Genomic DNA, 25,167 nt, shown 5'->3' with positions numbered 1-25,167 from the left:
GTAACTAAACAACTTTTATGTTTGTTTTCTTCACATGCCTCTTTTTAACTATACTTTTTGTAATATATCATTGTAACATATATTCAGTTAATAGCAGTCAATATATCAGATCTATTAGCCTTTAACCGCACCTGCCGTTAAACCTTGGATAAAGTAACGGTTAAAAATCATATATACGATAATCATTGGAATGATTGCAATTGAAGTACCGGCAAGCATTAGGTTCCAAGAGGACGCTGCTGCACCTGAACCTTTCAGATTCATGATACCTACAACCAGCGGCATACGATCCGGATTTGATAAGGTGAATACCATCGGCATAAGGTAATCATTCCAAGCAAATCGAAACTCTAGGATAGCTAAAGTTGCAATCAAGGGCTTTAATAAAGGGAATATAATACTTGTATATATCCTGAAGAACGTACAGCCGTCAACTTTCGCAGATTCATCAATTTCGGTTGACAGTGTTCTTATGTAGGATCTAGTTACGAATAGATTCGTAACATTCATACCCATTACTCGGATGATAATAACGCCCCATAAGGAGGTATTAATGCCAAATACTTTGGCAATCATCAACTGCGGATACAAGGTTAAACTACCTAAGGAAACAAACATGGAGGATATAACCATGGCAAAAATCAGATTTTTACCGCGGAAATGACCTCTTTCAAATACATAGCCGGCTATGGTACTGGTAATAATGGTTCCTACTACAATGAAAAATGATAAGAATAAGCTGTTAGAGGTATATTTTTGAAAGTTAGCTAATTCCCATGCCTGTTTATAGTTATCAACAACAAATATACTGGGTATTATTTTATTTCCATTGGTCAGAAGCTCCATATTGCTTTTGAATGAACCCATGAATGAATAAAACACCGGAAATACTGTTATGATAAAAATTACACCAAGTACTAAATATAAAACGATATCTCCGCTAATTTTTTTAACTTTACGACGCTGCATAATGGACCTCCCTCCTTTAATAACTCTTTCCTAATTTACTGCTAGATCTCATATAAACAAAGGAAATCATAGCAAGTATAACCGCTGTAACCAATGCCATGGATGATGCATAACCGACTTCAATCTGTCTGCCATCATATCCAAAGAAGTATTTAAATACATAAGTCATAACAACTTCCGTTCTACCTCCGGGTTGGCCATTTGTAGTGGATAAAATCAGATCCGCCATCTTCAAGCTACCAACGATAGCGTTCAAAAGCACTACCTGGAACGTTGGTCCTATCATAGGAAGCGTAATTTTGAAGAATCTCTGGATTGGATTAACACCGTCCAAATCCGAACATTCATACAATTCTTTTGGAACACTTTGCAGAGCCATTAAAAAGAAAATCATGTTGATACCGAAGTTATTCCATACGGATGCAAATCCGATTACAAACAGGGCGGTTCCTTTATAACTAAACCAACTAATTGGACGTTCAATGAAGCCTGCGCTTTGTAAAAGTCCATTCACAGTTCCGTTAAAAGAAGCAAACATCAGGGAGAAAATCAAACCTGCTATCGCTGCACTGATAACGGTTGGAAGAAATAAAGTGACACGGAAAAATCCTGTTCCTTTTCTTCCTTTATTTAATAAAACAGCCAGTAAAAGTGCCAGCGGAATTTCCACTGCAAGCTTACCAAATGTTAAAATTATCGTATTCAGCAGTGAACTCCAATAGGAAGTATCTCTTGTAAATACACGGACAAAATTCTCCAGTCCGACAAAACTTTCTTTAAAACCATTTGATTCATATAAAGCATAGCGCAAAATATAAAGTATTGGTACATAAGTAAATAGAATGAAACCGATCAACATAGGGGTCAGCATAAGGACTGCCTGTGTTGAGTCTTTCTTAATCCACTTGATTTTATGTGATGATCCTTTTAATTCTTTCTTTGTTATTTTCACTGGTAATCTCCTTCTTCCCATTCATTACTCAGAGCTTCTTATTGCCAAACCTTTTGACAAAACATGATGTGCTCTTAGAATATTTTGAAGTTCCATGATGTCAATATTCTCTGATGAAATGCTGATAATACTCATTGCCTCAGCACACATCCGCTCTGTGTAATCCGGTTAGCAGATTAACCTCCTTACAGAGCAACCTCTTTACAAAACAAACTACATAAAGAGTCCTTTCTTTAAAGTAACCACTCTAAAGAACTATCATATTAAAAATCTTGGAAATATTACGATAACTATTTAATTGGATACATAATATCGATTGATATATCCAAAATGTAATTTTCAAATTTTATATAACTTTTAGTAAAGTTCATACTTGCTGAAAAACACCTGCATCTTTTTCATATAAAAGCTGCCTCTCGAATCCACGTATATCAAATATTCGGCATGATAGTAATTACTCGTATACTTCAATTGGAATTTAGTCCTGATAAACACCGGATTCGAGTCGCAGCTTTCATTTAATCTTTTGGTTTTACATAGTATTGCTATTATGTCATTCCATAGGATGTCTTAATTGCTGTCAATAATTATTTACTTCTTTCAGTAGTTACACCATTGGGAAGTTTATATAAATCTACTAATGCAGGATCAACTTCTGCTAATGCAGCATTATATTTTGCATCGATTTCTGCCATGGTTTTCTCTACATCATTTACTTTAGGATCAGTCCACATATTAGCGATGGCTTCACGGTAAGTAGCACCTTCGAACTGAATTAAAGTATCCGGTACAGGAGCCATAGTAAAGATTTCATCAAAGCTTGCGAATGCTGCAAAGTTTTTCATAGTAGGTTCTGATTTCGCAAGAGCAACTGCTTCGCTTCTAACCGGAATATATAATCCTTGTTCGTACATTTCTGCCGCATTTTCATCCGCATAGAAGAACTCTAATACTTTTAAGACTTTTTCAGGATGTTCTAAAGCTTTTTTACCTACACACAGAAGGTTTGTAGGGTTACCGAAAGTCTTGTACTTCGCAGGTTGACCATCAAAGGTAGGAATATCAATTACTTCCCAATCAATTTGTGCAGGGAACTGATTGTTATAAACTGCAGCGTCAAAGCTTGCTGCTCCCATCATACCGATCGTACCTGCTGAAAACTGTGCTCTTACCATATCTGCATCCATGGTCTCAAATCCAGGAATAACACTGCCGTCAGCTACCATGTTGTCAATTGCACTGATTAAAGGATTGTAATCAGAATAAGCAAACTGCTGTTTTGCATAGTCATATCCATAATGACCTATATTCTGTCCTGCACCCATAGTATAGAAGGAAGTGATCGTCCAAAGTGCGCTAGGTGCAATACCTAAGCCATAAGCCTTACCGTTAGATTTCTCTGTAATGATTTTAGCAACTTCTCTTACTTCTTCCCAAGTCTTAGGATAGTCCGCTTCGGAAAGTCCGGAAGCTGCAAACAAATCCTTATTTACAACAAATCCGTATGTAGTAAGGTTGTAAGGTAATGTGTAAGTTTTACCGTTAAAAACGTGTGCCTGGTTAGCTACCAGATTAGAATATCTGCTTAAAATGTCTTCGCTTCCGGGCAGATCTTCGATTGCAACGAGGTAATCGGAATCAACAAAATCCTGCATCCATTTGGAGTCGGATCTGAATAAGTCCGGAGCTTCACCTGCCTGTGCGGCAATTTTAATTGTATCGGTAAAGTTACTGCCGTATACGGTATATTCGATATTGATACCCAATTCTTTACCAACACCTTCATTAAACTCTGCGATTTGTCTATCTCTTACTTCTTTTTCGTGAGCGTTATCGGACCAAACCTTAATGGTTTCCATCTCAACAGGCTCTTTGTCCGCTGTGTCATCGGATGCTTTGTCATCATTGTTTGTCTCAGTATTGGTCTCCGTATTCGTTTTCGGAGTAGTGTCATCTTTTTTGTCTTCGCTTTTACTACAAGCTGCTAAGGAACCGGCAATCAAAACTGCTGACAAAAGTAATGCCATAAATTTCTTTGTGTTTTTCATTCTCATACCCTCCATAAGATTTTGTTATGTCATTTTGCTACCCAATAGTGATTACTATTGATGTATTTATTATAATACCGGAATCCCTTCAAAGTAAGGTTTAACTTTTATACAACTTGTATAATAGATCACCCTGTAAAACCCATATAATTAGCTATTATTATGCAGAATCACGGCAAATAAGTTGTATTATATCTCAACCCCATATATTTTGTGTGGAAATATAAGCTATTCAGAGGGTAGCCAAATCCTTTTCGAAACATGGAATATCCATGTTAACTCACGTATTATATCAATAACTTAAATCTACTTTTCTTATACCTTCCGATACTTCGTATCGAAGATGCCCGCCTTATGGGCATTATTCGCTGGGCTTGCTCGCTTTGCCTTCGTACACATAAAAAATTCACGAATAGGTTAAGTTATTCTACTATCCGTGAATCCTTTAATGAGCTTTATTTTATTTTACTTCTTTAGTCATCTATGCTCTCGTTATCTTCGAATTCCTGTTCGGCAGGTAGGATCGAAGTCAGGTCAAATGCTATCACACGATCCACTTGATAGGAGGCATTGTCAAAGGCTGCAGATTCAAAGTTAACATAAAGATAGGAATCTTCAATCGCAATTTCTTCATTCATGGAAGGCATCTCAACCGTATGAACTATATCCCCCAAGGAAATGATACCTTCCGTCTGATCGGCAAAATCCGGCTGATATAGATCCAACTGTCTCATATAACCACGAAGTCCCTTATAAAGCTGGCAGGAACGGGATAAAATCAAATACCCATTCTCCGTAAATGCAAGTCCTTGGACTCTGGTAGGCATTGTAACAGTATTTACTTTCGTCAAAGTAAGCAAATCCTCATCTTCAGTTATTACATAGCTGTACATACGGGTTGATTTTAATTCATTATAGGAACCAACCCAAAGCATTTCATTATAAAAAGTCATATAGGATGCTGTTATTCCCAAGTCAATCATGGTATTAAGATCAATTCTTGAGTAAGCTTTCTCTTCCTTTACCGCATTATGAATATCTGCTATGGGAACCGGTGAGACGCTTGTACCTACGGCAATCCATACATGGTTACCATCATAAGTAATACCGCCAACATGAGCCATAACCGGCAGTACGATCGTGGCCAGAAGCTCTTTTGTAGCTTTATTAAGCACATAGACAACGGAATATTCTTCATCCGCAAGATCATATGCCGATATTAATAAATAATCCTCGGTAAAAGTCATACCCTGAGGACACATGGAAGTACTTGAGAATCCTCCGACATTGGTTGTAATTAATCCAGGTATAATAATACTTTCATTAAAGATCGCATTGTTTCGGAAAAATTCTATATCCTTATAAGCGGATGAATTTTCAAACTCTGTTACGTCAGAGAATAAAGCAGCTGCTGAACTTGTAGCTTCTACTTCTACTATCTCAGCTTGAACAATATCAGAAACCGGACTGTCATATACGATTCCATTATAATCCCGATGGACTATACCATAGAAGGAATAGGCTTCTCCTAGGATTAATCCCTCAATTATGATACTGTTAATGTCTTCCTTTGTGGTAGTATACAAGGAGAACTCGCTATTACTGTCTTTCCAATAGATATCATAAGAAGTGGCACCGGTTACTCTCGGCCAGGATAATCTGACTTTTTGTTCACCCACTTTAACCTTAAGCTTCATTTTAGCCGGATTGGTGGTGATCTCCACCGGAGTTGAGTAATCCCCGGCAAACAAGGGATCAAAAGAATAAGCACTCACTTTATATCGAAATCCTGTTCCGGATAAAGCGGTTTTATCTATATATGATATGTCTTGTGTAGTTCCTATTTTTTCATAGCTATCGGATGCGTCTTGTGAGCGATAAATAAGATATCCGGATGCATCTGTAGATTTATCCCATGTTAGTGATATCGAAGTCGAGGTCGTATCTGTTACCTCTAAGCCTGTGACCGGGAGTGGTTTTATGGCTCCTGTAAATGTATCAGAAAATACACCCTTATATTCACTTCCGTATATCTCACCAACCGCCCGTATCTGATACTTTAATATCGTGCCTGCGGGGGCGTAAGAGGTATATTGATTGGTATATGAAGAGCCGTCTAGGATAAAATCTCCGGAAGTCTCATCCCAACGATAAATTTCATATTGTTGAATTCCATCCATCTCATCCCAGGAAAGTGTCAGGTGAGAAATACTATTACCCTTCATATGAATATTCTTAATCTTACCCGGAAGAACAGTAACATTAAGCCCTATCATATAATCCTGATATTTTATGAAAACCGTTTGCAACCCTATCTTATTCGTGTCAAACCCTTCAATTTTATAATCCGTTATATTCTCGGTAGTTCCGTCTGCGAAATATCCCATCCATATCATATCAGAAAAATCAAGACTTTCTCCTGCCATATAAGTTGTCTTATTAGGATACTGCGTGATTTCAGCATAAACTAAGACAGGGCTATCTTCTGCTTTAACATTCGTTTTATCAAGCAGACCAGAAAGACTGGTTGCAGCTATTAGTATAACCAATAGAGTCAAAATCTTTTTTTTCATTATCTTAATCTCCTATTCTCTGGCCAATGTGAGCGTGTAACTAAGAAGCTATGTATTTCAATAAATAAAATATCTAAAGTTCACCGATACCAGTCTTTGGTACGAATGATAAAAAATAGATACTTGTATTCTCACATACACGTAGGAGACTGTCAACCCAAAGGCCGGTCAGATTTATTACTTCATACCGTATAATGTCCAATCATTACCTTACCTCCTATTAGGATTTTAAAAAAGTCATCCGGTTACCCGAATGACTTTTTCTCTCAAAACAATACGATGTATCAGTATTCTTTATTAATATCATCATCACGGGATAAACCAATTAGTAAGCCCATGATAGAATCACAGCCTCACTTAATTAATGTTTATAACAATGATGTTTATTGATAAAGAACATATGATTTATCTCCTTGTTATCCCGGTTGATAGATTTTCATTATTTTATTCCATTATTTTCTTATTGTCAAGGAAAATCAATTATAATTTTAGCTTTAAAACAGTCCTTGCATATTCCTTACTGCTTAATACAATATCTTATATATAATAGCCAACCATATTCCTTGAGGTATAATACTACGATTGATATAAATTTGGAATTCAAAGATATAAATAAGTTGTTATTTTTAATAGTAAACGGAAATATTCCTATGATTTCTAATCGTTGAATAAAGAGGAAGTCGTGACATTGGATTCCATAATTGTTGGAACCCAATGTCACGACTTCCTTTAAAAAAGTTATTCTATACTATAATTCACAGAATATCATCTACATTAGCTTTGATTAACAATTACCCTTTTTAAAATCGTTTCCTTAAAGAAGAGGCCTGCCTCTACCGTTTCTATACGGTAAGTAGTTCCATCAACCGAAACAGATACCCCATTCTTTTGACACTCTTTCATGCAAAAATATGCTTTAAAATCCACTTTATCATGAAGGGAATATTCCTCTATCATCTGTTGAAAGGTTTGTACAACATTATAGGAGCCGTTAACATGACAGGAGGTACCAATACATACACTTATTTCAACCATTATTCATGCTCCTTTCCGGGTAGATAATTTACATGTAACAAATCATGGACTCTTCCCTTTAAGATTCCGTTATACAATGACATCATTATCGGATTCTCTTCTGAACATTTAATGTTACATAACTTATCTGCTGCATATAATCCATTGCCTCGGTTTTCTCTGATATCTTTTTGAGCGAAGGGCTGACCGGCTCCACTGATACAACCACCAGGGCAGGCCATAACTTCTATAAAATCATAATGCTCACCGGATTTCATTCTTTCAATCAAATCACTTACATTTTTTAAGCCGCTGACAACTGCAATCTTGACTTCTTTGTCCCCATACATAACCGTTGTTTCCTTCACGCCTTTCATACCACGAACTCCCTGATAGGCTATTGACATAAGGGATGCCTTTGACTTGTCAGTAGAAAGTCGGCGAAGGACAGCTTCCGTCACACCACCGGTGACACCAAAGATAACTCCGGCTCCTGTAATTGTACCAAAGGGCATATCGACTGCCTCCGGTTCCAGCTCTGTAAATATGATACCTGCTTCACGAATCATCTGTATTAATTCCTGTGTAGTAATAACATAGTCTACATTCGGTACTCCATTCACCTTAAACTCATCTCTGGCAGCCTCGTACTTTTTCGCAGTACATGGCATAATTGCAACGTGAACATGTCGACGGCTGGAGGAATTAGATTGATCCTTTACTATGGATGCCAGCATCTCCATTGGCGAGCGACAGGTGGAAACATTCGGTAACAGCTCGGGATAATTCTTTTCACAATACTGCACCCATGCCGGACAACAGGAGGTGAAAAGAGGTAGATTACTATTTTTGTCCAAACGCTTGATAAATTCGTTCCCTTCTTCAAGAACGGTCAAATCTGCTCCGGCGCTGGTATCATATATCTCATCAAAGCCCATACGACGAAGTGCGGCAACAATCAGTCCGATTGCATTACCCTCCGCATCCAGTTCCAATTTCTTACCAAGTCCAACGCGAACCGCGGGAGCAATCTGTACGGTTACCTTAGTATTCATATCATCCAAGGCTTCCCACACCTTCTGAGCATCATTTTTAACCACAATGGCTCCGGTAGGACAAACGGCCGCACATTGTCCACAGCCAACGCAGGGTGATTCTGCAATCGGAATTTCAAATGCCGTACTGATAGTCATTTTTGAACCTCTGTGGGCAAAATCAATGGCTCCAACATTTTGTATCTCATTACACATTCTAACACAGTCACCACATAGAATACATTTATTCGCGTCACGGGTAATACATAAGGATGAATCGTCTATTTCCGGTTGACTTGCCGTGTTAGGAAAACGTACATCTTTTATATCAAAACGCATAGCCAAATCCTGAAGCTTACATTTTCCATTATTATTACAGGTAGTACAGTCACGGCAATGGTTGGCCAAAAGCAGCTCCAATATATTCTTTCGATATTTCCGTAGTCTTTGCGTATTCGTCTTTATATTCATTCCTGCTTTTGGAATTGTAGAACAAGCTGCATCGATTCCTCCCCACTCATTTTCCACCATACACATACGACAGGCTCCGTATATAGACAGCTCTGAATGATAGCAAAAAGTGGGCATCTTAATTCCAACTTTTCGGATTACTTCAAGAAGATTCTTCTCCCCATCGATTTCAACGGGAACTCCATCTATCGTCATAAAATCTTTCTTATCCATATAAACCTCCAATCTAATATTACTTATTCTTTAATTGCATTAAATGGACAGGCTGTGATGCAGGCACCGCATTTAATACACTTCGTCTGGTCTATAGTAAAAGGCTCTTTTACTTTTCCTGAAATCGCATTTACCGGACAGGACTTTGTACATTTTGTACATCCCTTACACAGCGCTGGATCAATTGTTATCATTTTTAGTTTCTGACAATTACCGGTTGGACAATGTTTGTCAAAGATATGGACTTCATATTCCTCACGAAAATGCTTTATTGTACTTACGACCGGATAAGCGGCTGATTTCCCTAGGCCGCAAAGTGCCGTAGCAGAGATGGTATCTGCCAGTTCCAGGAGTAAATCGATATCTCCTGCTTCTCCCTTTCCTTCCACAATGCGTTCGAGTATCGCAAGCATTCTCTTGGTACCCTCGCGGCAGGGAACACATTTGCCACAGGATTCGTTCTGCGTAAAATTCATAAAGAATCTGGCAACTTCAACCATACAGGTATTTTCATCCATTACTACCAATCCTCCGGAACCGATCATGGCACCGGCTTTTTTTAAGGAGTCAAAATCAAGGGGCAGGTCCAGATGCTCTTTGGTCAGACATCCGCCGGAGGGGCCTCCTATCTGTACTGCCTTAAACTCTTTACCATCTCTCATTCCTCCGCCAACATCAAAGATAACTTCTTTTAATGTTGTCCCCATGGGAACTTCAATCAGTCCTGTATTTTCAATATTCCCGGTTAAGGCAAATGCTTTTGTACCCGGACTGTTTTCCGGACCTATGGTTTTATACCACTTCGCACTGTTTAATATAATCAAAGGCACATTAGCATAGGTCTCCACATTATTTAACACCGTGGGTTTATCAAAAAGTCCTTGTTCTACCGTTCTGGGCGGCTTTACCCTTGGCATACCCCGTTTTCCTTCAATGGAAGCAGTCAATGCACTGCCTTCGCCGCATACGAAGGCACCGGCTCCCCGATTGATATGTATATGAAAACTAAAACCGGTTCCTAAGATGTTGTTACCAAGAAGTCCATGCTCGGTTGCCTGTTCAATTGCCATCTTTAGACGACTCACAGCCATCGGATATTCTGCCCGGACATAGATATAACCTTCACTGGCACCACAGGCCAGACCTGCTATCATCATTCCTTCCAGCATTCGATGAGGATCGCCTTCCATGATACTGCGGTCCATGAATGCTCCGGGATCCCCTTCATCTCCGTTACATACTACATATTTTTGTGCTTGTTTCTGCCTATTTACCTGAGCCCACTTCCGTCCGGCAGGAAAACCACCGCCTCCTCTGCCTCTTAAATTCGCCTCTGTAATTTCATTAATTATTTCATCTGCTGTCATATCAAATAGTGCCTTTTCAAGAGCTGTATACCCATCGTTGGCAAAATATTCTTTAATAGAGGTAGCATCGATATGTCCACAATGATCCAAAACCAATCGGGTCTGTTTTTTATAGAACGGAATTTCATCCTGCTTTTTACAGACTGCATTGCCTTTTTGATATGCAAGTCGCTTTATATGTTCTCCATTCCTTATTGTTTTTTCAATAATCTCCTCACAATCGGATAACTGCACTTTGGTATAGAGCCATCCCTGAGGATCAATTCTTAAAAGAGGACCCATTTCACAAAATCCGTGACATCCGCTTTTTTTCATTCCTACGGTTTCATCATGGGGTTCATCAGCTAGTTCCACACTGCTGGGTATATCTCGCTCCTGCATCAACTCAGTTAACCGATTATATATTTCAAACGCACCACTGGAGACACAGCCGGTTCCAGCACATACCAATATTTTTGTCGTCTGCGCCTTAAGGGAAGACGCATACTTGGAACGAATCTTTTGTAAATCTTCTCTAGTTTTTAGCATCAAAGTTCCTCCTTTAAATCTCTTAATAATTCAGAGGTTTTTTCCGGAGTCATGGCAGGATATACCTTGTCATTGACCGTAATAACCGGTGCTAAACCGCAGGCACCAAGACAGGACACTGTTTCCACGGTAAATCCCAAATCATCCGTTGTTATCTTGTTCTCTGATAATCCTAAATCCTTACGAAGTCTCTCCAGAATAGGAATTGATTTTCTTACATGACATGCAGTACCATCACATATCTTAATCACAAATTTACCTTTCGGTTTCAAAGAGAAGTTTTCATAAAAGGTTGCCGTGCTGTAAATTCTGGCCTCACTGATTCCTATCTTTTTTGATAAATACGGAAAAACCTCCCTAGGTAGATAACGGTAATGCTCTTGAATACCCTGCAAAATAGCAATGATCGCACTTGGTTTACATCCAAGCTCATTCATAATATGATCCACGATTGTGAAATCAAATGTTTTGTTCATAATCATCCTCCGTTCTTAATATTTAATAATTCTTCCTCAGAAATGTTACAGTTTTGGTTTTGTTTCGTTTTATGTATATAGCCCAGTAGATGTGTTTCAACTCTGATTTTTATAACAGTAATTTTTTAGAGGGTTCTTATTTATTACTTAAAATATTTTTCGTTTAAACAGAACGAAATTTTTCCACTAAATGATTTGATAAAACTGCTAATGAACTGGCCAGGTTTTCATTCTGTACGATAATTTTATCCGGTACTTTTAATCGGACAGAAGAAAAATTCCATATTGCCATAATGCCGCTTTTCACGAGCAGATCGCAGACACTCTGTGCTTCTTTGGAACCAACAGTAATAATACCCATTTTAATCTTCATTCTTGAACATATCTTGGGAAGCTTTTCGACCGAAAGAACCTGTTTTCCAAATATATGGGTTCCGATTACACTCTCATCAAAGTCAAAGGCTGCAACAATATCAAAACCATATTCCGAAAAACCCTCATACTTAAGTAAAGCCCGTCCCATGTTATCTAATCCGACGATAACAACTCGTTCAATATTGTCATATCCAAGACAGTGTTCTATATCTGATATTAAGTCCTTTACCGGATAACCGATTTTGGGACGCCCTCCTTGGCCTGCCATGGCAAGATCCTTCCGAACCTGAACATCATTTAATCTAAGCTCCTCTGCTATCATAGTTGCAGAGATATTTAGAACCTCATCTGAAGGTAACGATTTCAGATAATTAAGATATAATGGCAGTCTTTGTAGGGTTTGTGTAGGAATGGGTTCTATCATGAAGTTATCCCTCCCTTGAGCCCATAATATATTCATCTATTGCTGTAGCTGCATTTTTACCGGCTCCCATGGCAAGGATAACTGTAGCCGCGCCGGTTACCGCATCTCCACCGGCATAGACGGCTTTTCGTGAAGTTAATCCCGTCCTCTCATCTGCTATAATGCCTCCCCATTTTTGTGTTGCGAGACCCTCAGTTGTATCTTTAATGAGAGGGTTTGGAGATGTTCCAATGGACATTATGATACAATCGGCTTCAATACTAAAATTACTGCCTTCTATTGGAATGGGCTTTTGCCGTCCTGAAGAATCGGCTTCCCCCAGTATCATCTGTTGACAGCTTATACCCTTTACCCATCCTTTCTCGTCACCTACAATCTCTAATGGGTTGGTAAGAAACTTAAACTTTATCCCTTCTTCTTTAGCATGCTCTATCTCTTCCAGTCTTGCAGGCAGCTCCTTTTCGGTACGGCGATAAATAATAGTTACCTCAGATCCCAGACGTTTGGCACATCTTGCCGCATCCATAGCCACATTACCTCCACCAACAACTGCAACTTTACTGCCTTTTTGTATAGGAGTAGCTCCACTCTCCTCATATGCTTTCATAAGATTAATCCTTGTCAAAAACTCATTGGCAGAATAGACCCCTTTTAAATTCTCTCCTTTGATATTCATAAATCTTGGAAGTCCTGCACCGGAACCGATAAATACGGCCTCGTAACCATATTCATTTAACAACTCGTCAATTGAAATGGTTTTACCAATTACCATATTGGTCTGGATATCAACTCCCAGCTCCTTTAAGGAATTAATCTCTTTTTGTACAATGGCTTTCGGAAGTCTGAATTCGGGGATACCGTATACAAGAACTCCTCCGGCAAGATGTAATGCCTCAAATATAGTTACGCTATACCCTTTTTTTGCAAGATCTCCGGCACAGGCCAGACCGGAAGGACCGGAACCTATGACAGCTACTTTTTTATCATTGGATATTGGTTTTATCTGTTTTTCAGCCCCATGGGTAATATGATAGTCAGCAACAAAACGTTCCAATCTTCCAATCGCTACCGGTTCTCCCTTAATCCCTCTTACACATTTTGCTTCACACTGTATCTCCTGAGGACATACTCTTCCACAGACAGCAGGTAAAGAACTGGCGCGAGCTATTACCTGATATGCAGCCTCAAAGTCACCATCTGCGACAAATTGGATAAACAAGGGAATGTCAATCTGCACAGGACATCCGTTGATACATAATTTATTCTTACATTGGAGGCAACGTTTTGCTTCATCGATTGCTTGCTCCTTCGTATAGCCTAAGGCAACCTCCAGAAAATTTTTATTTCTTATCTCAGCCTCCTGGGCCGGCATTTCATTTTTAACCATAGACGTATTTGCCAATTAAGACACCTCCTTTTGATACAGCTTGCATGCCTCATCCTGCTTTTTTTGCTCAAATTCTTTGTACATGTCAGATCGGGCTATTGCCTCATCAAAATCAATCTCATGCCCATTAAATTCCGGTCCGTCAACACATGCGAATTGTGTCTTTCCTCCAACACTCAGACGGCATCCACCGCACATTCCGGTGCCGTCAATCATAATCGGGTTCATACTGGCAACGGTCTTTATTCCGTACTGCTTCGTCAGCATACTTACATATTTCATCATGATCAAAGGACCGATCGTGATTACTTCATCGTATTGTTCTCCGCTCTCAATAAGTTTTTTCAGTGCGTCAGTTACAAGACCTTTCTCGCCACAACTACCGTCATCGGACATCAGTACCAATTTGGAGCTATTTGACCTGAATTCTTCTTCCAGTATGACAAGCTCGTTACTGCGAAAACCTATGATTGCATGCACCTTCGTACCCTGTTCATGAAATTTCTTAACCACCGGATATGCAATCGCACATCCAACACCACCGCCTACCACTGCAACTTTTTTCTTACCTTCGGTAACGGTTGGCCGTCCCAGGGGTCCGACAAAATCCTGAAGGCAGTCTCCCACGCTCATAGAATTTAATATCCTTGTGGTTGCTCCTACAATTTGATAGATAATAGTTACCGTACCCTGTTCGCGGTTGTAATCCGCAATTGTCAGAGGTATTCGTTCTCCACCTTCATCCGTACGTAATATAACAAACTGTCCCGGCTGTGCTTTCTTAGCTATAAGAGGCGCTTCTACCTCCATCAATGTTACTGTAGGATTCAGTTCTTTTTTCTTAATAATTCTAAACATAGATACCTCCTATTCACCGATAAACAAAATAATAAATAATTAACATAGCTTATTAATTATTCGATATACATATATATAATTAATAGATAAACAATAACGTACTTTAAACATGTTTCTATTACCTTCAAGCATAAAAAGGCTGCAACTTTTCAGCTGCAGCCTTATCTTCAAATCGTTAACATTTTATGTTTGCGACAAAATCAAATGTTAAGGATTAGAAATCAACTTCTGTATCAAAATAGCAGCAATACAATAATTTTTCCATTACCTCAGGGGTAATTGCTCTCGGATTAGATCCTGTGCAGGCATCACCTACTGCAAGCTCTGCCACCTTAGGAAGTTTTTCAAGAAATTCTTTTTCATCTATGATGCCATCCTCATAATCCTTAATGCAGGAGGGAATATCAAGTGCTCTATTTAAAGCATTCAGATGATTAATCAATGCATCTGCTGTAGGTTCCAGTCCTAAAAATGCGGCAATTTCGCCATATCTTTTCGCTGCTGTTTCATCCTTAGAGTTATATTTAATAACTTTAGGAAGATACATTGCATTTGCACAACCATGAACAATATGTCCGCCGGAAAAAGCAGCGCCTGTCTTATGAGCCATGGAATGAACAATTCCAAGTAACGCATTGGAGAAGGCCATACCAGCCAGACATTGTGCATTATGCATCTTAGCACGGGCTTCTTTATCCCCCTGATAAGATTTGACTAAATACTCGCTAACCATTTTTATTGCCTGTAAGGCCAGCGGATCAGTGTAATCGCAATTCATTGTTGACACATAAGCTTCCACTGCATGGGTCATTGCATCCATACCGGTATGTGCCGTAAGCTTCTGGGGCATGGTTTCTGCCAGATCAGGATCTACGATTGCGATATCGGGTGTTATATTAAAATCAGCCAAAGGATATTTTACACCCTTCTGATAATCAGTAATTACGGAAAATGCAGTAACCTCAGTCGCCGTACCGGAGGTAGACGGTATCGCGCAGAACTTTGCTTTTGTACGAAGTGTGGGAAAATTAAATGGGATACAAAGATCTTCAAAAGTAGTTTCCGGATATTCGTAAAATGCCCACATAGCTTTTGCAGCATCTATTGGAGATCCTCCACCGATGGATACAATCCAGTCTGGTTCGAATTCACGCATTGCTAAAGCACCCTTCATTACGGTTTCAACGGATGGATCAGGTTCAACTCCCTCAAAAAGTCTTACTTCCATTCCTGCTTCCTTCAGATAGTCAACTACTTTATCAAGGAAACCGAAACGCTTCATGCTTCCTCCGCCAACAACTACGATTGCTTTCGTTCCTTTTAAAGTTTTTAATGCATCAAGTGATCCTTTACCGTGATAGAGATCTCTGGGAATTGTAAATCTAGCCATTTTTATAACCTCCTGTTTTATGTAATGTATGGTTAATTCCTTGCTTAAAAGGATTAGTACTTTCTTGTTTTATCTGTATTAATATTTATTCTTTACCGGTCAGTTTGAAATGTATTTATTTTTGGGGAATGTTGTAGTTCTTTTGTTTCTTTCTCCCTTACTTTTTCTCTCTTGTTTCTTTAATTATTGATTTGTTTATATTTTAACAATGCCTAACCAAAAAATGAAATGCAAATTCTATATATCGATATTCCATTATCGATATATCTTTTCTCCGGAAAAGGGAAATGCATTTCCATTTTATAGTTATTCTTAAATACAATTATTCTAGGTAGAAAGAATATAGATAGATAAGCTTCATGCAAACTTATCAATTAAACCAATGCATATTTACTAAATGATAGATTAAGCAAATTATGAATTCTTGTGATATCAGATAATGAATAACGGTATATCGATATTGGAATATCGATATACCGTTATTTATATTTTTGCTGCTATTTGTAGTCTTTAAAAGACACTTTATTCTTTTCTTCTGAAAACTTATCAATAAATCTTCTGTCTAGCTCTGTAAAAATATAATCCTTAGGATATATAAAAACATCCTTATATCTGTGGCCGGAAGCTTTACATTTACGCTGTATTAGGTTATATCGTTTCAACCATTTATCCGGTATTGGTGATACCCACATATATGTACTGGTTATGGAAGATAGCATATCATACTGACTGCATCTGTCATATACAAATATATGTTTCGAGGTTTTATCCGTTCTCTTCGTTTTCATCCCGTTGCTCTGCATGATATAAGGAATTGCTGTATCTCCGTGAACGATTTCTATGTACCCCTTAAAATCCCGATAATCTATCTTATCTTTATGAGCCAGCGGATGGTTTTCTGACATAAGAGCTAGATATTCAAATTCCCATAAAGGCTCATACCTTAGCTGCTTCTCTGTAAGATAATCAAAAAAATAGTTTTCATATTCTGTCTGGTAGCGGATAATTCCAAGGTTAAACGGACCATCTATAATATTGTTAATTACCTGTATTGAGTTCGTTTCCTGTACATTTACATTGATTTCCTTGTTTATATCCAGTTCGGATACGAAACTTGTAATGGCATCTGCGATATAACTTCCTCTGGGTATAGATATATTAAAGCTTTGAATATTAGTATTGGAAGTATCAGATAGAGCTTCCATTTTCTCAATCTGAATAAGTACATTTCTTGCATAGGATAGAAACTCAACACCCTTTTGTGTAGGTGTTACTCCCTTAGATGTTCGCTCAAATATGGAATAACCAAGGGTATCCTCTAGTTCCTTTATTGCCTTACTTAAACTTGGCTGTCCCATATAAAGATTTTCTGCTGCTTGGGTTATAGAACATGTCCTTTCTACTTCAATTGCATATTTTAAATGCAGTGTATTCATTTCCTACCTACTTTCCACTATTCTAGTTACATTGTTGTCTAAATCCATCATCATTCATACTTAAACACACTTCGGTGTATTAGTCGTCAAGGCTATCTATCTCTTTTCCTTCATAGCCTGTTTTAGGTGCTTCGATAACACAGCAAGGGAGGCCGCCAGATTTTCATTTTGTACAAGAATATGGTCAGGGACCGATAGATGTACCGGAGCAAAATTCCAGATGGCCAATACACCACCCGCAACCAGTTGATCGCATACAACCTGTGCCTCTTTTGCAGGTACCGTAATAATACCGATATGGATATTCATACGACGACACAAATCACTTATTTTATCCGAAGATAATACCTTAATCTCATTTATGGTAGAACCGATACGATAGGGATCCACATCAAAAGCAGCAACAATATTGATACCAAACTTACGAAAACCTTCATGAGCTAAAATTGCCTGTGCCAAAGACCCCGCTCCGACAATTACAGCTTCATCAGCATTGTTATATCCTAACAGCTCTTCTATATTATCAATTAGATCATTAACCGAAAAACCTGCTTTTGGTTTTCCCTTTGAAGAACTGACCGCAGCAAAATCCTTTCTTACCTGAACCTCATTTAGATTTAGCCTCTCTGCAATTTTAGGAGCTGAAACTGTTTCGACATTCTCAGACTGTAAGATTCGTAATTGTTGAATATAATATGGCATTCTACGCAGTGCCTGTGTGGTAATCGTATTTCTTTTTTCATTCTTCACTAAATCCACCCCTATTTATCAGTATTGGTATATCGATATTTTATTACCGATATTGATATAAGTCAATCTATTTTTAGACCACAACTACTTAATTAAATCTTCAGAGATATTTAAACATAGTTTAGTGAGCAACTATTATGAAGTCGTTAACACTTAACACTTGTTTTACAATCCGCCAAAGAAAAATTGTGTACATATACATATGATACTGGGCATAAAGAAGCACCCTACAATAAATATAATCTGCAGAGTGCTAACAAGCAAACTTTATGTAATAAGCCTAGTCAGCTTAAATGTTATATTGAATGGGGCAGTCCTTCCTGTAGTTCTCCCCATCCACCGAGCCTATTGCCATCCCATGAAAAATAAGTTTGATATGTTGTACTAACCGGTGCTATTTCTTTTATTCTTTCTTCTATGCTAATATCCTGATTGCATAGCTTTTCATCCATTAATACATTGCGAATTTTACACAAGAAAACTTCTCCATCCTTCAGCTCAACATTTTTAAAGACTTGTAATTCAAAAGATAAAGGACTATCCGTGAGAATCGGTACATCTAATTTAATACCCTTAACCGTATCAATCTTAATATTCATCTTATTTCTTGAATATCCATCCTTATTTCCAAAATAATCAGACAGAGTTAGCAATTTTTCAGTTACAAGATTAGCGGAAAATACCCCGGTTTGTTTAATACGATCCTTCGTTAACTTGTCACCGCCAATACATGCCATCACTCCCAATTCACTGTCCCAGATATAGCTAAGCCAGCAGAATAATCCAAAGTTGGCCGTACCATCCTCTTTATATGTGCCATACAGGAAAAGGGTTTGCGGACAAAAATTGTTCGTTATAGGTACTGATATTTTACTCATTATTACTACCTCCATTTAGATTATTTAATATTCTTAATAAGTAATTCTCAAATTGGACGATTTCCTCCTCTGTAAAACCTTTATAATAGATATCATTCATTTGAGATGAAACCTCATTATAAGCTTGTTGAAGATTGCGGGCTTTATCAGTAAGAATAATCAAGGTTTTACGTCGGTCTTTTTTATCATATATCCTTTTTATAAGACCTGATTTTTCCATTCGATCAAGCATACTGGTAAGGGTCGTTTTCGCTAATCCAGTCTTTTGCGACAATTCAATGATAGGAATTGATTCGTTTTGCCAAAGGATATATAAGATACGTCCTTGGGCGCCGTTAAACTCATCAATATTCTTTTCATTTAGAATTTTTTCAAATATTCGCCCTGCCTGTTGCTTAATCTGGGAAATCAAAAAGCCTCCTTGTGTTTTTATATTCAATTCTAGCACTCCTTCTTATTTTATTACTATATAGTATCATACTATATAGTACCTTTAGTGTCAATGGATATTCATGTATTCAATTATAACTTGTATTTATTATTTATACATTTCCTAATATCACCAAAAAGAAGAGCCCGCCGAAAAATCGGCAGGCTCATTTGTACTGTCTCTTAATAGTAACATTGGGATGTGATTTCAACACAACCTCTTTTTCTCTTTCTAATGATTCAATAATTAAATCTACATTTTCAGGGTCAAATAAAAATAGAATTATAAAGACAATAAATGCAAACATTATTATTCAAACATTTTCTATTAATAAAAGAAAAATCCTTAGTAATATTTTCTTTCTTGCTCAATACCCTATATTACTTATGCTATATCTATTATAGCATAATAGAAATTGTAATAATTATGTATATTATCCTATAATTTATCATAATCTGATTGCTGTTATCATTAATACTATGAATACAGGAATACTGAGTATTTTTACTCTACAACACAATCCTAAATTAGTTTTTATGCCAATAAAAGGTATAATGCGAATGTTGTTTAAATCCTAGTGATTTGTAAAAGTTACTAGTAAATAGGCATCTTGGCTGAATTAGTACCATCTTAGTCCAAATCCTCGCTCTCAATATTATATATATCATCCAATTGCAGTCTTTTTTCTACGATTTGGAGTATCCGTGATGTCCGGTTGATTTTGGCAACCATACCGGTAAACTGAATATACTCTCCTTCGTTATTCACTTTATCCTTTTGAAAAAACACAACTGTAACGATTGGGTGTTTTCCTTTTCTTAGTAGCCTTTCAATCTTTCCAAGCTGTAAATCCAAATACTCTTTTGCTTCTTCTGACAATTCTATGCGGGGTACAATGATTTTTTGTTTTGCAGTAATTGCCTCCTCATAGCCTTTTAGAGCCGCAAAAGGAGCAAATATCTTTGCCCGTTCTTCTACCGTCATTCTTGGATGTTTGATTATATCTGAACTTTTCAATGGATATTCTATATGAATAATGTCATCATATTTATGAGTAGCTTTAGCATCCAACGAAACCGGGTTTTTTACCATATCTAATCTCTCCTACGCTTTGTGTCCACCAATCTGGTTGTTTCTTTCCATTGTGGTAGCACCCTCTTCTAAACTTATGCCCTTTAAAATAGCATTCTTTCCAAATTTCTTTTTTATACTAAGCATAGCCTCCTGCATCTTACGCTCTTTTGCCAGTTCTACCGGATCTGTAAATAAATCATATTGCTCATATCTCTCTTCCTCAAGATTATTGGCACTAAGAGTCACCCGCCTAATCATAAGTTCTTTGGATACGATTCTATCGTAAAGTTCCAAAAGTGCCGTTATGATTTTCTTGGTACTGCTGGTTGTTGTATTAAGATTCGCAGTACCATGAGCGGATTTTGGAATCACCCTACCATAACGGTCATAAGTAACTTCCCCTTTATATTTTCCTTCATCGACGCTGCTTCTGTCATAGCCAATGGTCAATGTCAGACTATCTGTCACCATTCCCTTATCCACTAGTTCCAATACCAGTAAATCGGTCATTTCCTGTACAATAATTCTTGCCTTATGAAAATCATAGGGATACTGTAAGACTTGTCCTGATGAAATGCTGTTTGTGCTGGGTTTATAGGATTTGATTTCTTCCATTCCACAGGGTTCATATCCCCAGGCATGGTCAATCAATAATTCAGCATCAATTCCAAGAATCCTAAATAACAAATCCTCATTATACAGTGAGGTTCTTGCAATATCACCCATCGTATACAGACCATTATGTTCAAGTCTTTTGGCGATACCTTTACCAACTCTCCAAAAATCTGTGATCGGTTTATGATCCCACAATAATCTACGATAGGTCAGCTCATCCAGTTCAGCAATACGAACTCCGCTTGAATCCGCATCTACATGCTTTGCAACGATATCCATAGCAATCTTACTGAGATACAAGTTGGTTCCAATTCCTGCGGTGGCAGTAATTCCAGTCTTATGAAGTACATCATGAATTATTTTCACCGCCAATTCCTTTGCAGACATCTGATAAAGCTTTAGATAATTCGTTACATCCATAAAACACTCATCAATGCTGTATACATGAATATCTTCCGGACTGATATATTTTAGATAGGTCTCATAAATATCTGCTGACACTTCGATATAGCGTGCCATCTGAGGTGGTGCAATGATATATTCTACTTCTTCCCCTGTATGTTGTTTTATTTCCTTAAGTTTTTGTTGAACCTCGAATAACCGTGCTCTGCCAGGTATACCATATGCCTTCAGGGATGGGGATACTGCAAGACAGATAGTTTTCTCTGTACGAGCCGGATCCGCTACCACAAGATTGGTAGTCAGGGGATTTAGTCCTCTTTCAATACACTCAACGGAGGCATAAAATGATTTCAAATCGATTGCAATATAAATATGTTCCTGTGTCGCTGCTCTTGTATTTGACATCTTCACTACCTCCTTTCCTCGGTTTCTTAAGTCTCTTTATAGCTTCCATACAACCAACCCGTCTAAACTAATTGAATGGAAGACCCATATTATGATCTATTACTCGTTACATCCGTGTCTTAATTATACTACTATTGTTAGCTGCAAACAACTCGTCAACAGCATTATGTGATCCGTTTTTATATTATAATTCAGGCAACCATATATCTTAACCAACATAAAAACCTTCCTTGTACTTCGATTTAGGAAGGTTTTATTTTTATTAATTGTTAGTAGTATGTCAAAAAATTATTATTTTTTTCATTAACCTAGTTTGCTTTTATTTTATAATCCAGCGGTCATGGAACGCCTTCTCTATAAACTCTTCTTTTTCTAGGTATTCTTGTATAATCTCTCTTAAGAACTCCTTTTTATACTTCTCATCTTTGTTCATCGCTAATGAGCGATAACCGGTTCCTCTTTGAAGATAGTCCGAGGATGCTACAGTATACCATTTTTCAGCTATCAGTTTTTCACCACTAATATATATGCCTAGTATCTTTCTGCCATTATGTTCAATCGCTGCATTAGAAACATGAAGTCTACCCAAATATTTGCCCCGAAACCCCGGTCCCTTACCATCTGCATAGCAATAATCTGTATCCAACGAATTTTGTAAGGCTTCCCATAAGTCCTTTCCTTGTATCTGAAAACTGGTGGGATTTAAAGGAGAAGGGCATAATTCTATCAACTTTTTCTTCGACACATTCCCTTGTCTAATTCCCCCGTGAATTACACCACTATTTATAATTGCCATATCACATTTAAACACATCCTGCAAAGCATCTGCCAGTAGATTCGTCATAGGATTCTCTTCCACCACATCATGCCATATATCCCTACTGACTTTACAAATTGTTTCACTCAGTTTATCAATCGCCTTTTCTTTGTTGTTCTTTAAAACATCCAGTATTTCATCAGATTCCTTACACTGAAGAACATTGATATTACATCCTTCAATCAATTTTACCTTTCCTTTATCTACTTCCACTACAAGCTTTCCTACATGTTCACCGTATGCTCCGGAAGTAAAAATAATTTTCTCATTTTCTATCTCCGGTTTCTCCATTAAGATATGAAAATGCCCACCTATGATAATATCAATACCCTCTATCTTTTCTGCTATGTCCTTATCCGTATCCATCCCTAGATGGGATAATAAAATACACAGGTCATAGTTATCTTTATGTGCATTTATCTCAGATCGGATAACCTCCAAATAATTTTTCATAGAAAATCCAAGTAATTTTGTAAAGGAGCCCAAATAAGGCGAGGCAGCTATGATTAAAATCTTCAAATCACCTTTTTTAATAATGATGTTTTTCCTAACATTTTCAATAGAGCTATCATCAGGACCGTATAAGTTACTGCTTAATAACGGAACTTTTGAATTAGCTGCCATATATTTTAAGACATCAATCCCAGGAAAAATCTCATTATTACCGATTGCTAAGGCGTCATACCCTGCACCCTCCAGTAACTCCATCGCAGCCATTCCATCGGTTCCCTGTAATTCAATCCTTTTGAAATCCGCAAAATCTCCGGCATCTAATATAATCGTATTATTGTCCTTAAGTTCTTTTATCTTAGTAACTATCTTAGAAAAATTTTCATAATTACTATGGATATCGTTGGTATGTAGTATCGTTAATTTCATTTTCCTTCTCCAATCATAATCGCATTACTGACATTTATTTATACCTAATTTGTCATTAATGTAAAAAACCTTCCCTGTATTTTGGCGAGTCAGGAAGGTTTTACTATCTTATACTGGTCAACCACCCTGTGGCGATTGCCTTTTCTAATTATATTATAACATGTTATGAAAACATTGTGAAGAATAAATAGCTAAAACAATATGAAACCAACATACTGTATGAGTTATTTCAAACTCATAACCGGTCTTTAATCCTGTCCTTTCAGAAGCCACATTATCATATGGAAAGATAAAGTTAAGTCATTAAACATTGGCATCAGTTGCAAAGGCCTCTGAACCCATTGGTGAAATTGTGACGTAAAGGCGCAAGACATCTTCACCAGTGTTTATAACCTGCAAGCTTTCCTGCCCATCAACCTGCATTAACTCGCCCACCTGCAACGAGGTTTCATTGCCATCTGTTACAACCCTGGCATTACCCTCCATGACCTGCAGGAAAAGGGTTGATTCCAGATGTGTATGTCCCGGTAGTATTTCACCTTTTGCGATATTTAGAACAAAGGCAATTACATTATCGCTTTTGAAAATCATCCGCTTAGCGATTTTTCCTTGTGGCTCATGAAAATAATCATTGAAAATATACTTGTTCATAGATAAAATCCTCCTTTAATTTAGCTTAAACTTTAATATACCCTAATTGGGGGATATAATTACTAATTTCTATTCTACAAAAAACTTTTTATCAACCATCTTTACTAGCTTATTCAAATTCCGGAATTCCATATTTCTTCAAGACTTTTATCAGCGATTTCCAATAAGGTGCCTCCTTATTAATTCCATAGCTTGCTATTTTTTCTCCAGAATCTAATTCTATATCAAGTTCCCAAGAATAGCCGTCCAAGATGTCTTTATCTATATATTTCTTTTTCCATTCATCTGGATAACATTTCATTACGTCATAAGTGAACCTTGTTATCATGTCATCTGACAAAGGAATTTCAAGCTTAATATCTGATTGAAAAAACCCATCTTCATCAACATCAAGATGAATCCCTTCATTTGAAACATATCTTAGACAAAGGCCATATTTCTCAATATCAAAGCCGCAGACATAATTCCGACCAAAAAAACCTCCAATACTGCAATGAAACCTTTTTATAATTCCCCCAAATATTCTGCGATATGCAAAGTCATCCTTGCATTCATTACAATGATACCTCGGTTCAGGCATCGGAACACAACACCCACCAAGAACCACTCTTCTATTCTCTAATTCATCTTCAAGTTCTAAAGACATCGCCGGCATACCCCATAATATATGAGCGGTATCACGACTTCCGCATTTGGGACACATTTTTCTTGCCATAGAGTTCCTCCTAATTTTTAATGTCCAGAATATGTA

The 25,167-nt window shown here is 37.5% G+C and carries 22 protein-coding genes; all 22 read right to left on the bottom strand.

Annotation, left to right across the window (positions count from 1 at the left end; translation table 11 throughout):
• Positions 1-114: 114 nt before the first annotated feature.
• The 22 genes from I5677_RS01100 to I5677_RS01000 all read right to left on the bottom strand — a co-directional run bounded on the left by I5677_RS01100 (position 115) and on the right by I5677_RS01000 (position 25,131).
• Complete coding sequence (locus I5677_RS01100) at positions 115-969, bottom strand: carbohydrate ABC transporter permease (RefSeq protein WP_197659707.1); 855 nt, start codon at positions 967-969, stop codon at positions 115-117.
• A 16-nt stretch (positions 970-985) separates the two neighbouring features.
• On the bottom strand, positions 986-1,921 hold the full coding sequence (locus I5677_RS01095) for a carbohydrate ABC transporter permease (protein ID WP_330617770.1): 936 nt from the start codon (positions 1,919-1,921) through the stop codon (positions 986-988).
• 587 nt (positions 1,922-2,508) lie between these two features.
• A complete protein-coding gene (locus I5677_RS01090; protein ID WP_197659705.1) occupies positions 2,509-3,969 on the bottom strand; it encodes an ABC transporter substrate-binding protein in 1,461 nt (486 codons plus the stop codon).
• 473 nt (positions 3,970-4,442) lie between these two features.
• On the bottom strand, positions 4,443-6,542 hold the full coding sequence (locus tag I5677_RS01085; protein ID WP_197659704.1) for a bacterial Ig-like domain-containing protein: 2,100 nt from the start codon (positions 6,540-6,542) through the stop codon (positions 4,443-4,445).
• A 73-nt stretch (positions 6,543-6,615) separates the two neighbouring features.
• On the bottom strand, positions 6,616-6,744 hold the full coding sequence (locus I5677_RS17290; protein ID WP_279380734.1) for a hypothetical protein: 129 nt from the start codon (positions 6,742-6,744) through the stop codon (positions 6,616-6,618).
• A gap of 572 nt (positions 6,745-7,316) precedes the next feature.
• A complete protein-coding gene (locus I5677_RS01080) occupies positions 7,317-7,577 on the bottom strand; it encodes a (2Fe-2S) ferredoxin domain-containing protein (RefSeq protein ID WP_197659703.1) in 261 nt (86 codons plus the stop codon).
• A complete protein-coding gene (locus tag I5677_RS01075) occupies positions 7,577-9,274 on the bottom strand; it encodes a [FeFe] hydrogenase, group A (protein WP_197659702.1) in 1,698 nt (565 codons plus the stop codon). The genes I5677_RS01080 and I5677_RS01075 overlap by 1 nt, the downstream gene beginning before the upstream one ends.
• A 23-nt stretch (positions 9,275-9,297) precedes the next feature.
• Positions 9,298-11,169, bottom strand: a complete 1,872-nt coding sequence (gene nuoF / locus I5677_RS01070; RefSeq protein ID WP_197659701.1) for an NADH-quinone oxidoreductase subunit NuoF — start codon at positions 11,167-11,169, stop codon at positions 9,298-9,300.
• Positions 11,169-11,645 (bottom strand): complex I 24 kDa subunit family protein, encoded by a 477-nt coding sequence (locus I5677_RS01065; protein ID WP_197659700.1) that lies wholly within the window; start codon positions 11,643-11,645, stop codon positions 11,169-11,171. Before I5677_RS01065 ends, nuoF begins: the two co-directional genes overlap by 1 nt.
• 163 nt (positions 11,646-11,808) lie before the next feature.
• Positions 11,809-12,444 (bottom strand): redox-sensing transcriptional repressor Rex, encoded by a 636-nt coding sequence (locus I5677_RS01060; protein WP_197659699.1) that lies wholly within the window; start codon positions 12,442-12,444, stop codon positions 11,809-11,811.
• A gap of 4 nt (positions 12,445-12,448) precedes the next feature.
• Positions 12,449-13,846 carry an NADPH-dependent glutamate synthase gene (gene gltA / locus I5677_RS01055; protein ID WP_197659698.1) on the bottom strand — a complete coding sequence of 466 codons (1,398 nt, stop codon included), beginning with the start codon at positions 13,844-13,846 and terminating at the stop codon, positions 12,449-12,451.
• Positions 13,847-14,689, bottom strand: a complete 843-nt coding sequence (locus tag I5677_RS01050) for a sulfide/dihydroorotate dehydrogenase-like FAD/NAD-binding protein (RefSeq protein ID WP_197659697.1) — start codon at positions 14,687-14,689, stop codon at positions 13,847-13,849.
• Positions 14,690-14,903: 214 nt separating this feature from the next.
• A complete protein-coding gene (locus I5677_RS01045) occupies positions 14,904-16,079 on the bottom strand; it encodes an iron-containing alcohol dehydrogenase (protein WP_197659696.1) in 1,176 nt (391 codons plus the stop codon).
• 497 nt (positions 16,080-16,576) lie between these two features.
• A complete protein-coding gene (locus I5677_RS01040) occupies positions 16,577-17,515 on the bottom strand; it encodes a LysR family transcriptional regulator (RefSeq protein ID WP_197659695.1) in 939 nt (312 codons plus the stop codon).
• Between the two features lie 96 nt (positions 17,516-17,611).
• Positions 17,612-18,265 (bottom strand): redox-sensing transcriptional repressor Rex, encoded by a 654-nt coding sequence (locus tag I5677_RS01035; protein WP_330617767.1) that lies wholly within the window; start codon positions 18,263-18,265, stop codon positions 17,612-17,614.
• A 296-nt stretch (positions 18,266-18,561) separates the two neighbouring features.
• A complete protein-coding gene (locus I5677_RS01030) occupies positions 18,562-19,143 on the bottom strand; it encodes a flavin reductase family protein (RefSeq protein ID WP_197659694.1) in 582 nt (193 codons plus the stop codon).
• The gene (locus tag I5677_RS01025) at positions 19,136-19,576 is read right to left on the bottom strand and encodes a MarR family transcriptional regulator (protein ID WP_197659856.1); all 441 of its coding nucleotides are present in this window, start codon (positions 19,574-19,576) and stop codon (positions 19,136-19,138) included. The genes I5677_RS01030 and I5677_RS01025 overlap by 8 nt, the downstream gene beginning before the upstream one ends.
• Before the next feature lie 627 nt (positions 19,577-20,203).
• On the bottom strand, positions 20,204-20,665 hold the full coding sequence (locus I5677_RS01020) for a YolD-like family protein (RefSeq protein WP_243456453.1): 462 nt from the start codon (positions 20,663-20,665) through the stop codon (positions 20,204-20,206).
• Positions 20,666-20,677: 12 nt separating this feature from the next.
• The gene (locus I5677_RS01015) at positions 20,678-22,069 is read right to left on the bottom strand and encodes a Y-family DNA polymerase (RefSeq protein ID WP_197659693.1); all 1,392 of its coding nucleotides are present in this window, start codon (positions 22,067-22,069) and stop codon (positions 20,678-20,680) included.
• 319 nt (positions 22,070-22,388) lie between these two features.
• Complete coding sequence (locus tag I5677_RS01010; protein ID WP_197659692.1) at positions 22,389-23,765, bottom strand: bifunctional metallophosphatase/5'-nucleotidase; 1,377 nt, start codon at positions 23,763-23,765, stop codon at positions 22,389-22,391.
• A 303-nt stretch (positions 23,766-24,068) separates the two neighbouring features.
• Entirely contained in the window at positions 24,069-24,416 is a 348-nt protein-coding gene (locus I5677_RS01005) for a cupin domain-containing protein (RefSeq protein WP_197659691.1), read from the bottom strand.
• Between the two features lie 109 nt (positions 24,417-24,525).
• Positions 24,526-25,131, bottom strand: coding sequence for a hypothetical protein (locus I5677_RS01000; RefSeq protein ID WP_197659690.1), 606 nt, complete (start codon positions 25,129-25,131; stop codon positions 24,526-24,528).
• Positions 25,132-25,167: the final 36 nt, after the last annotated feature.

The sequence above is a fragment of the Mobilitalea sibirica genome (assembly GCF_015999265.1).
GTDB classification, from domain to species: domain Bacteria; phylum Bacillota; class Clostridia; order Lachnospirales; family Lachnospiraceae; genus Mobilitalea; species Mobilitalea sibirica.
The sequence above is the reverse complement of the archived record's forward strand: the minus strand, read 5'-3'. Positions and strand labels throughout refer to the sequence as shown.

Bases quoted from the DNA above. Each gene is read 5' to 3' on its own strand.
- I5677_RS01085 (WP_197659704.1), bottom strand. From the start codon at position 6,542: ATGAAAAAAAAGATTTTGACTCTATTGGTTATACTAATAGCTGCAACC.
- I5677_RS01020 (WP_243456453.1), bottom strand. From the start codon at position 20,665: ATGGTAAAAAACCCGGTTTCGTTGGATGCTAAAGCTACTCATAAATAT.
- I5677_RS01090 (WP_197659705.1), bottom strand. From the start codon at position 3,969: ATGAAAAACACAAAGAAATTTATGGCATTACTTTTGTCAGCAGTTTTG.
- I5677_RS01040 (WP_197659695.1), bottom strand. From the start codon at position 17,515: ATGAATACACTGCATTTAAAATATGCAATTGAAGTAGAAAGGACATGT.
- I5677_RS01050 (WP_197659697.1), bottom strand. From the start codon at position 14,689: ATGTTTAGAATTATTAAGAAAAAAGAACTGAATCCTACAGTAACATTG.
- I5677_RS01075 (WP_197659702.1), bottom strand. From the start codon at position 9,274: ATGGATAAGAAAGATTTTATGACGATAGATGGAGTTCCCGTTGAAATC.
- I5677_RS01005 (WP_197659691.1), bottom strand. From the start codon at position 24,416: ATGAACAAGTATATTTTCAATGATTATTTTCATGAGCCACAAGGAAAA.
- I5677_RS01060 (WP_197659699.1), bottom strand. From the start codon at position 12,444: ATGATAGAACCCATTCCTACACAAACCCTACAAAGACTGCCATTATAT.
- I5677_RS01000 (WP_197659690.1), bottom strand. From the start codon at position 25,131: ATGGCAAGAAAAATGTGTCCCAAATGCGGAAGTCGTGATACCGCTCAT.
- I5677_RS01015 (WP_197659693.1), bottom strand. From the start codon at position 22,069: ATGTCAAATACAAGAGCAGCGACACAGGAACATATTTATATTGCAATC.
- I5677_RS01045 (WP_197659696.1), bottom strand. From the start codon at position 16,079: ATGGCTAGATTTACAATTCCCAGAGATCTCTATCACGGTAAAGGATCA.
- I5677_RS01065 (WP_197659700.1), bottom strand. From the start codon at position 11,645: ATGAACAAAACATTTGATTTCACAATCGTGGATCATATTATGAATGAG.
- I5677_RS01030 (WP_197659694.1), bottom strand. From the start codon at position 19,143: ATGAGTAAAATATCAGTACCTATAACGAACAATTTTTGTCCGCAAACC.
- I5677_RS01080 (WP_197659703.1), bottom strand. From the start codon at position 7,577: ATGGTTGAAATAAGTGTATGTATTGGTACCTCCTGTCATGTTAACGGC.
- I5677_RS01010 (WP_197659692.1), bottom strand. From the start codon at position 23,765: ATGAAATTAACGATACTACATACCAACGATATCCATAGTAATTATGAA.
- nuoF (WP_197659701.1), bottom strand. From the start codon at position 11,169: ATGCTAAAAACTAGAGAAGATTTACAAAAGATTCGTTCCAAGTATGCG.
- I5677_RS01100 (WP_197659707.1), bottom strand. From the start codon at position 969: ATGCAGCGTCGTAAAGTTAAAAAAATTAGCGGAGATATCGTTTTATAT.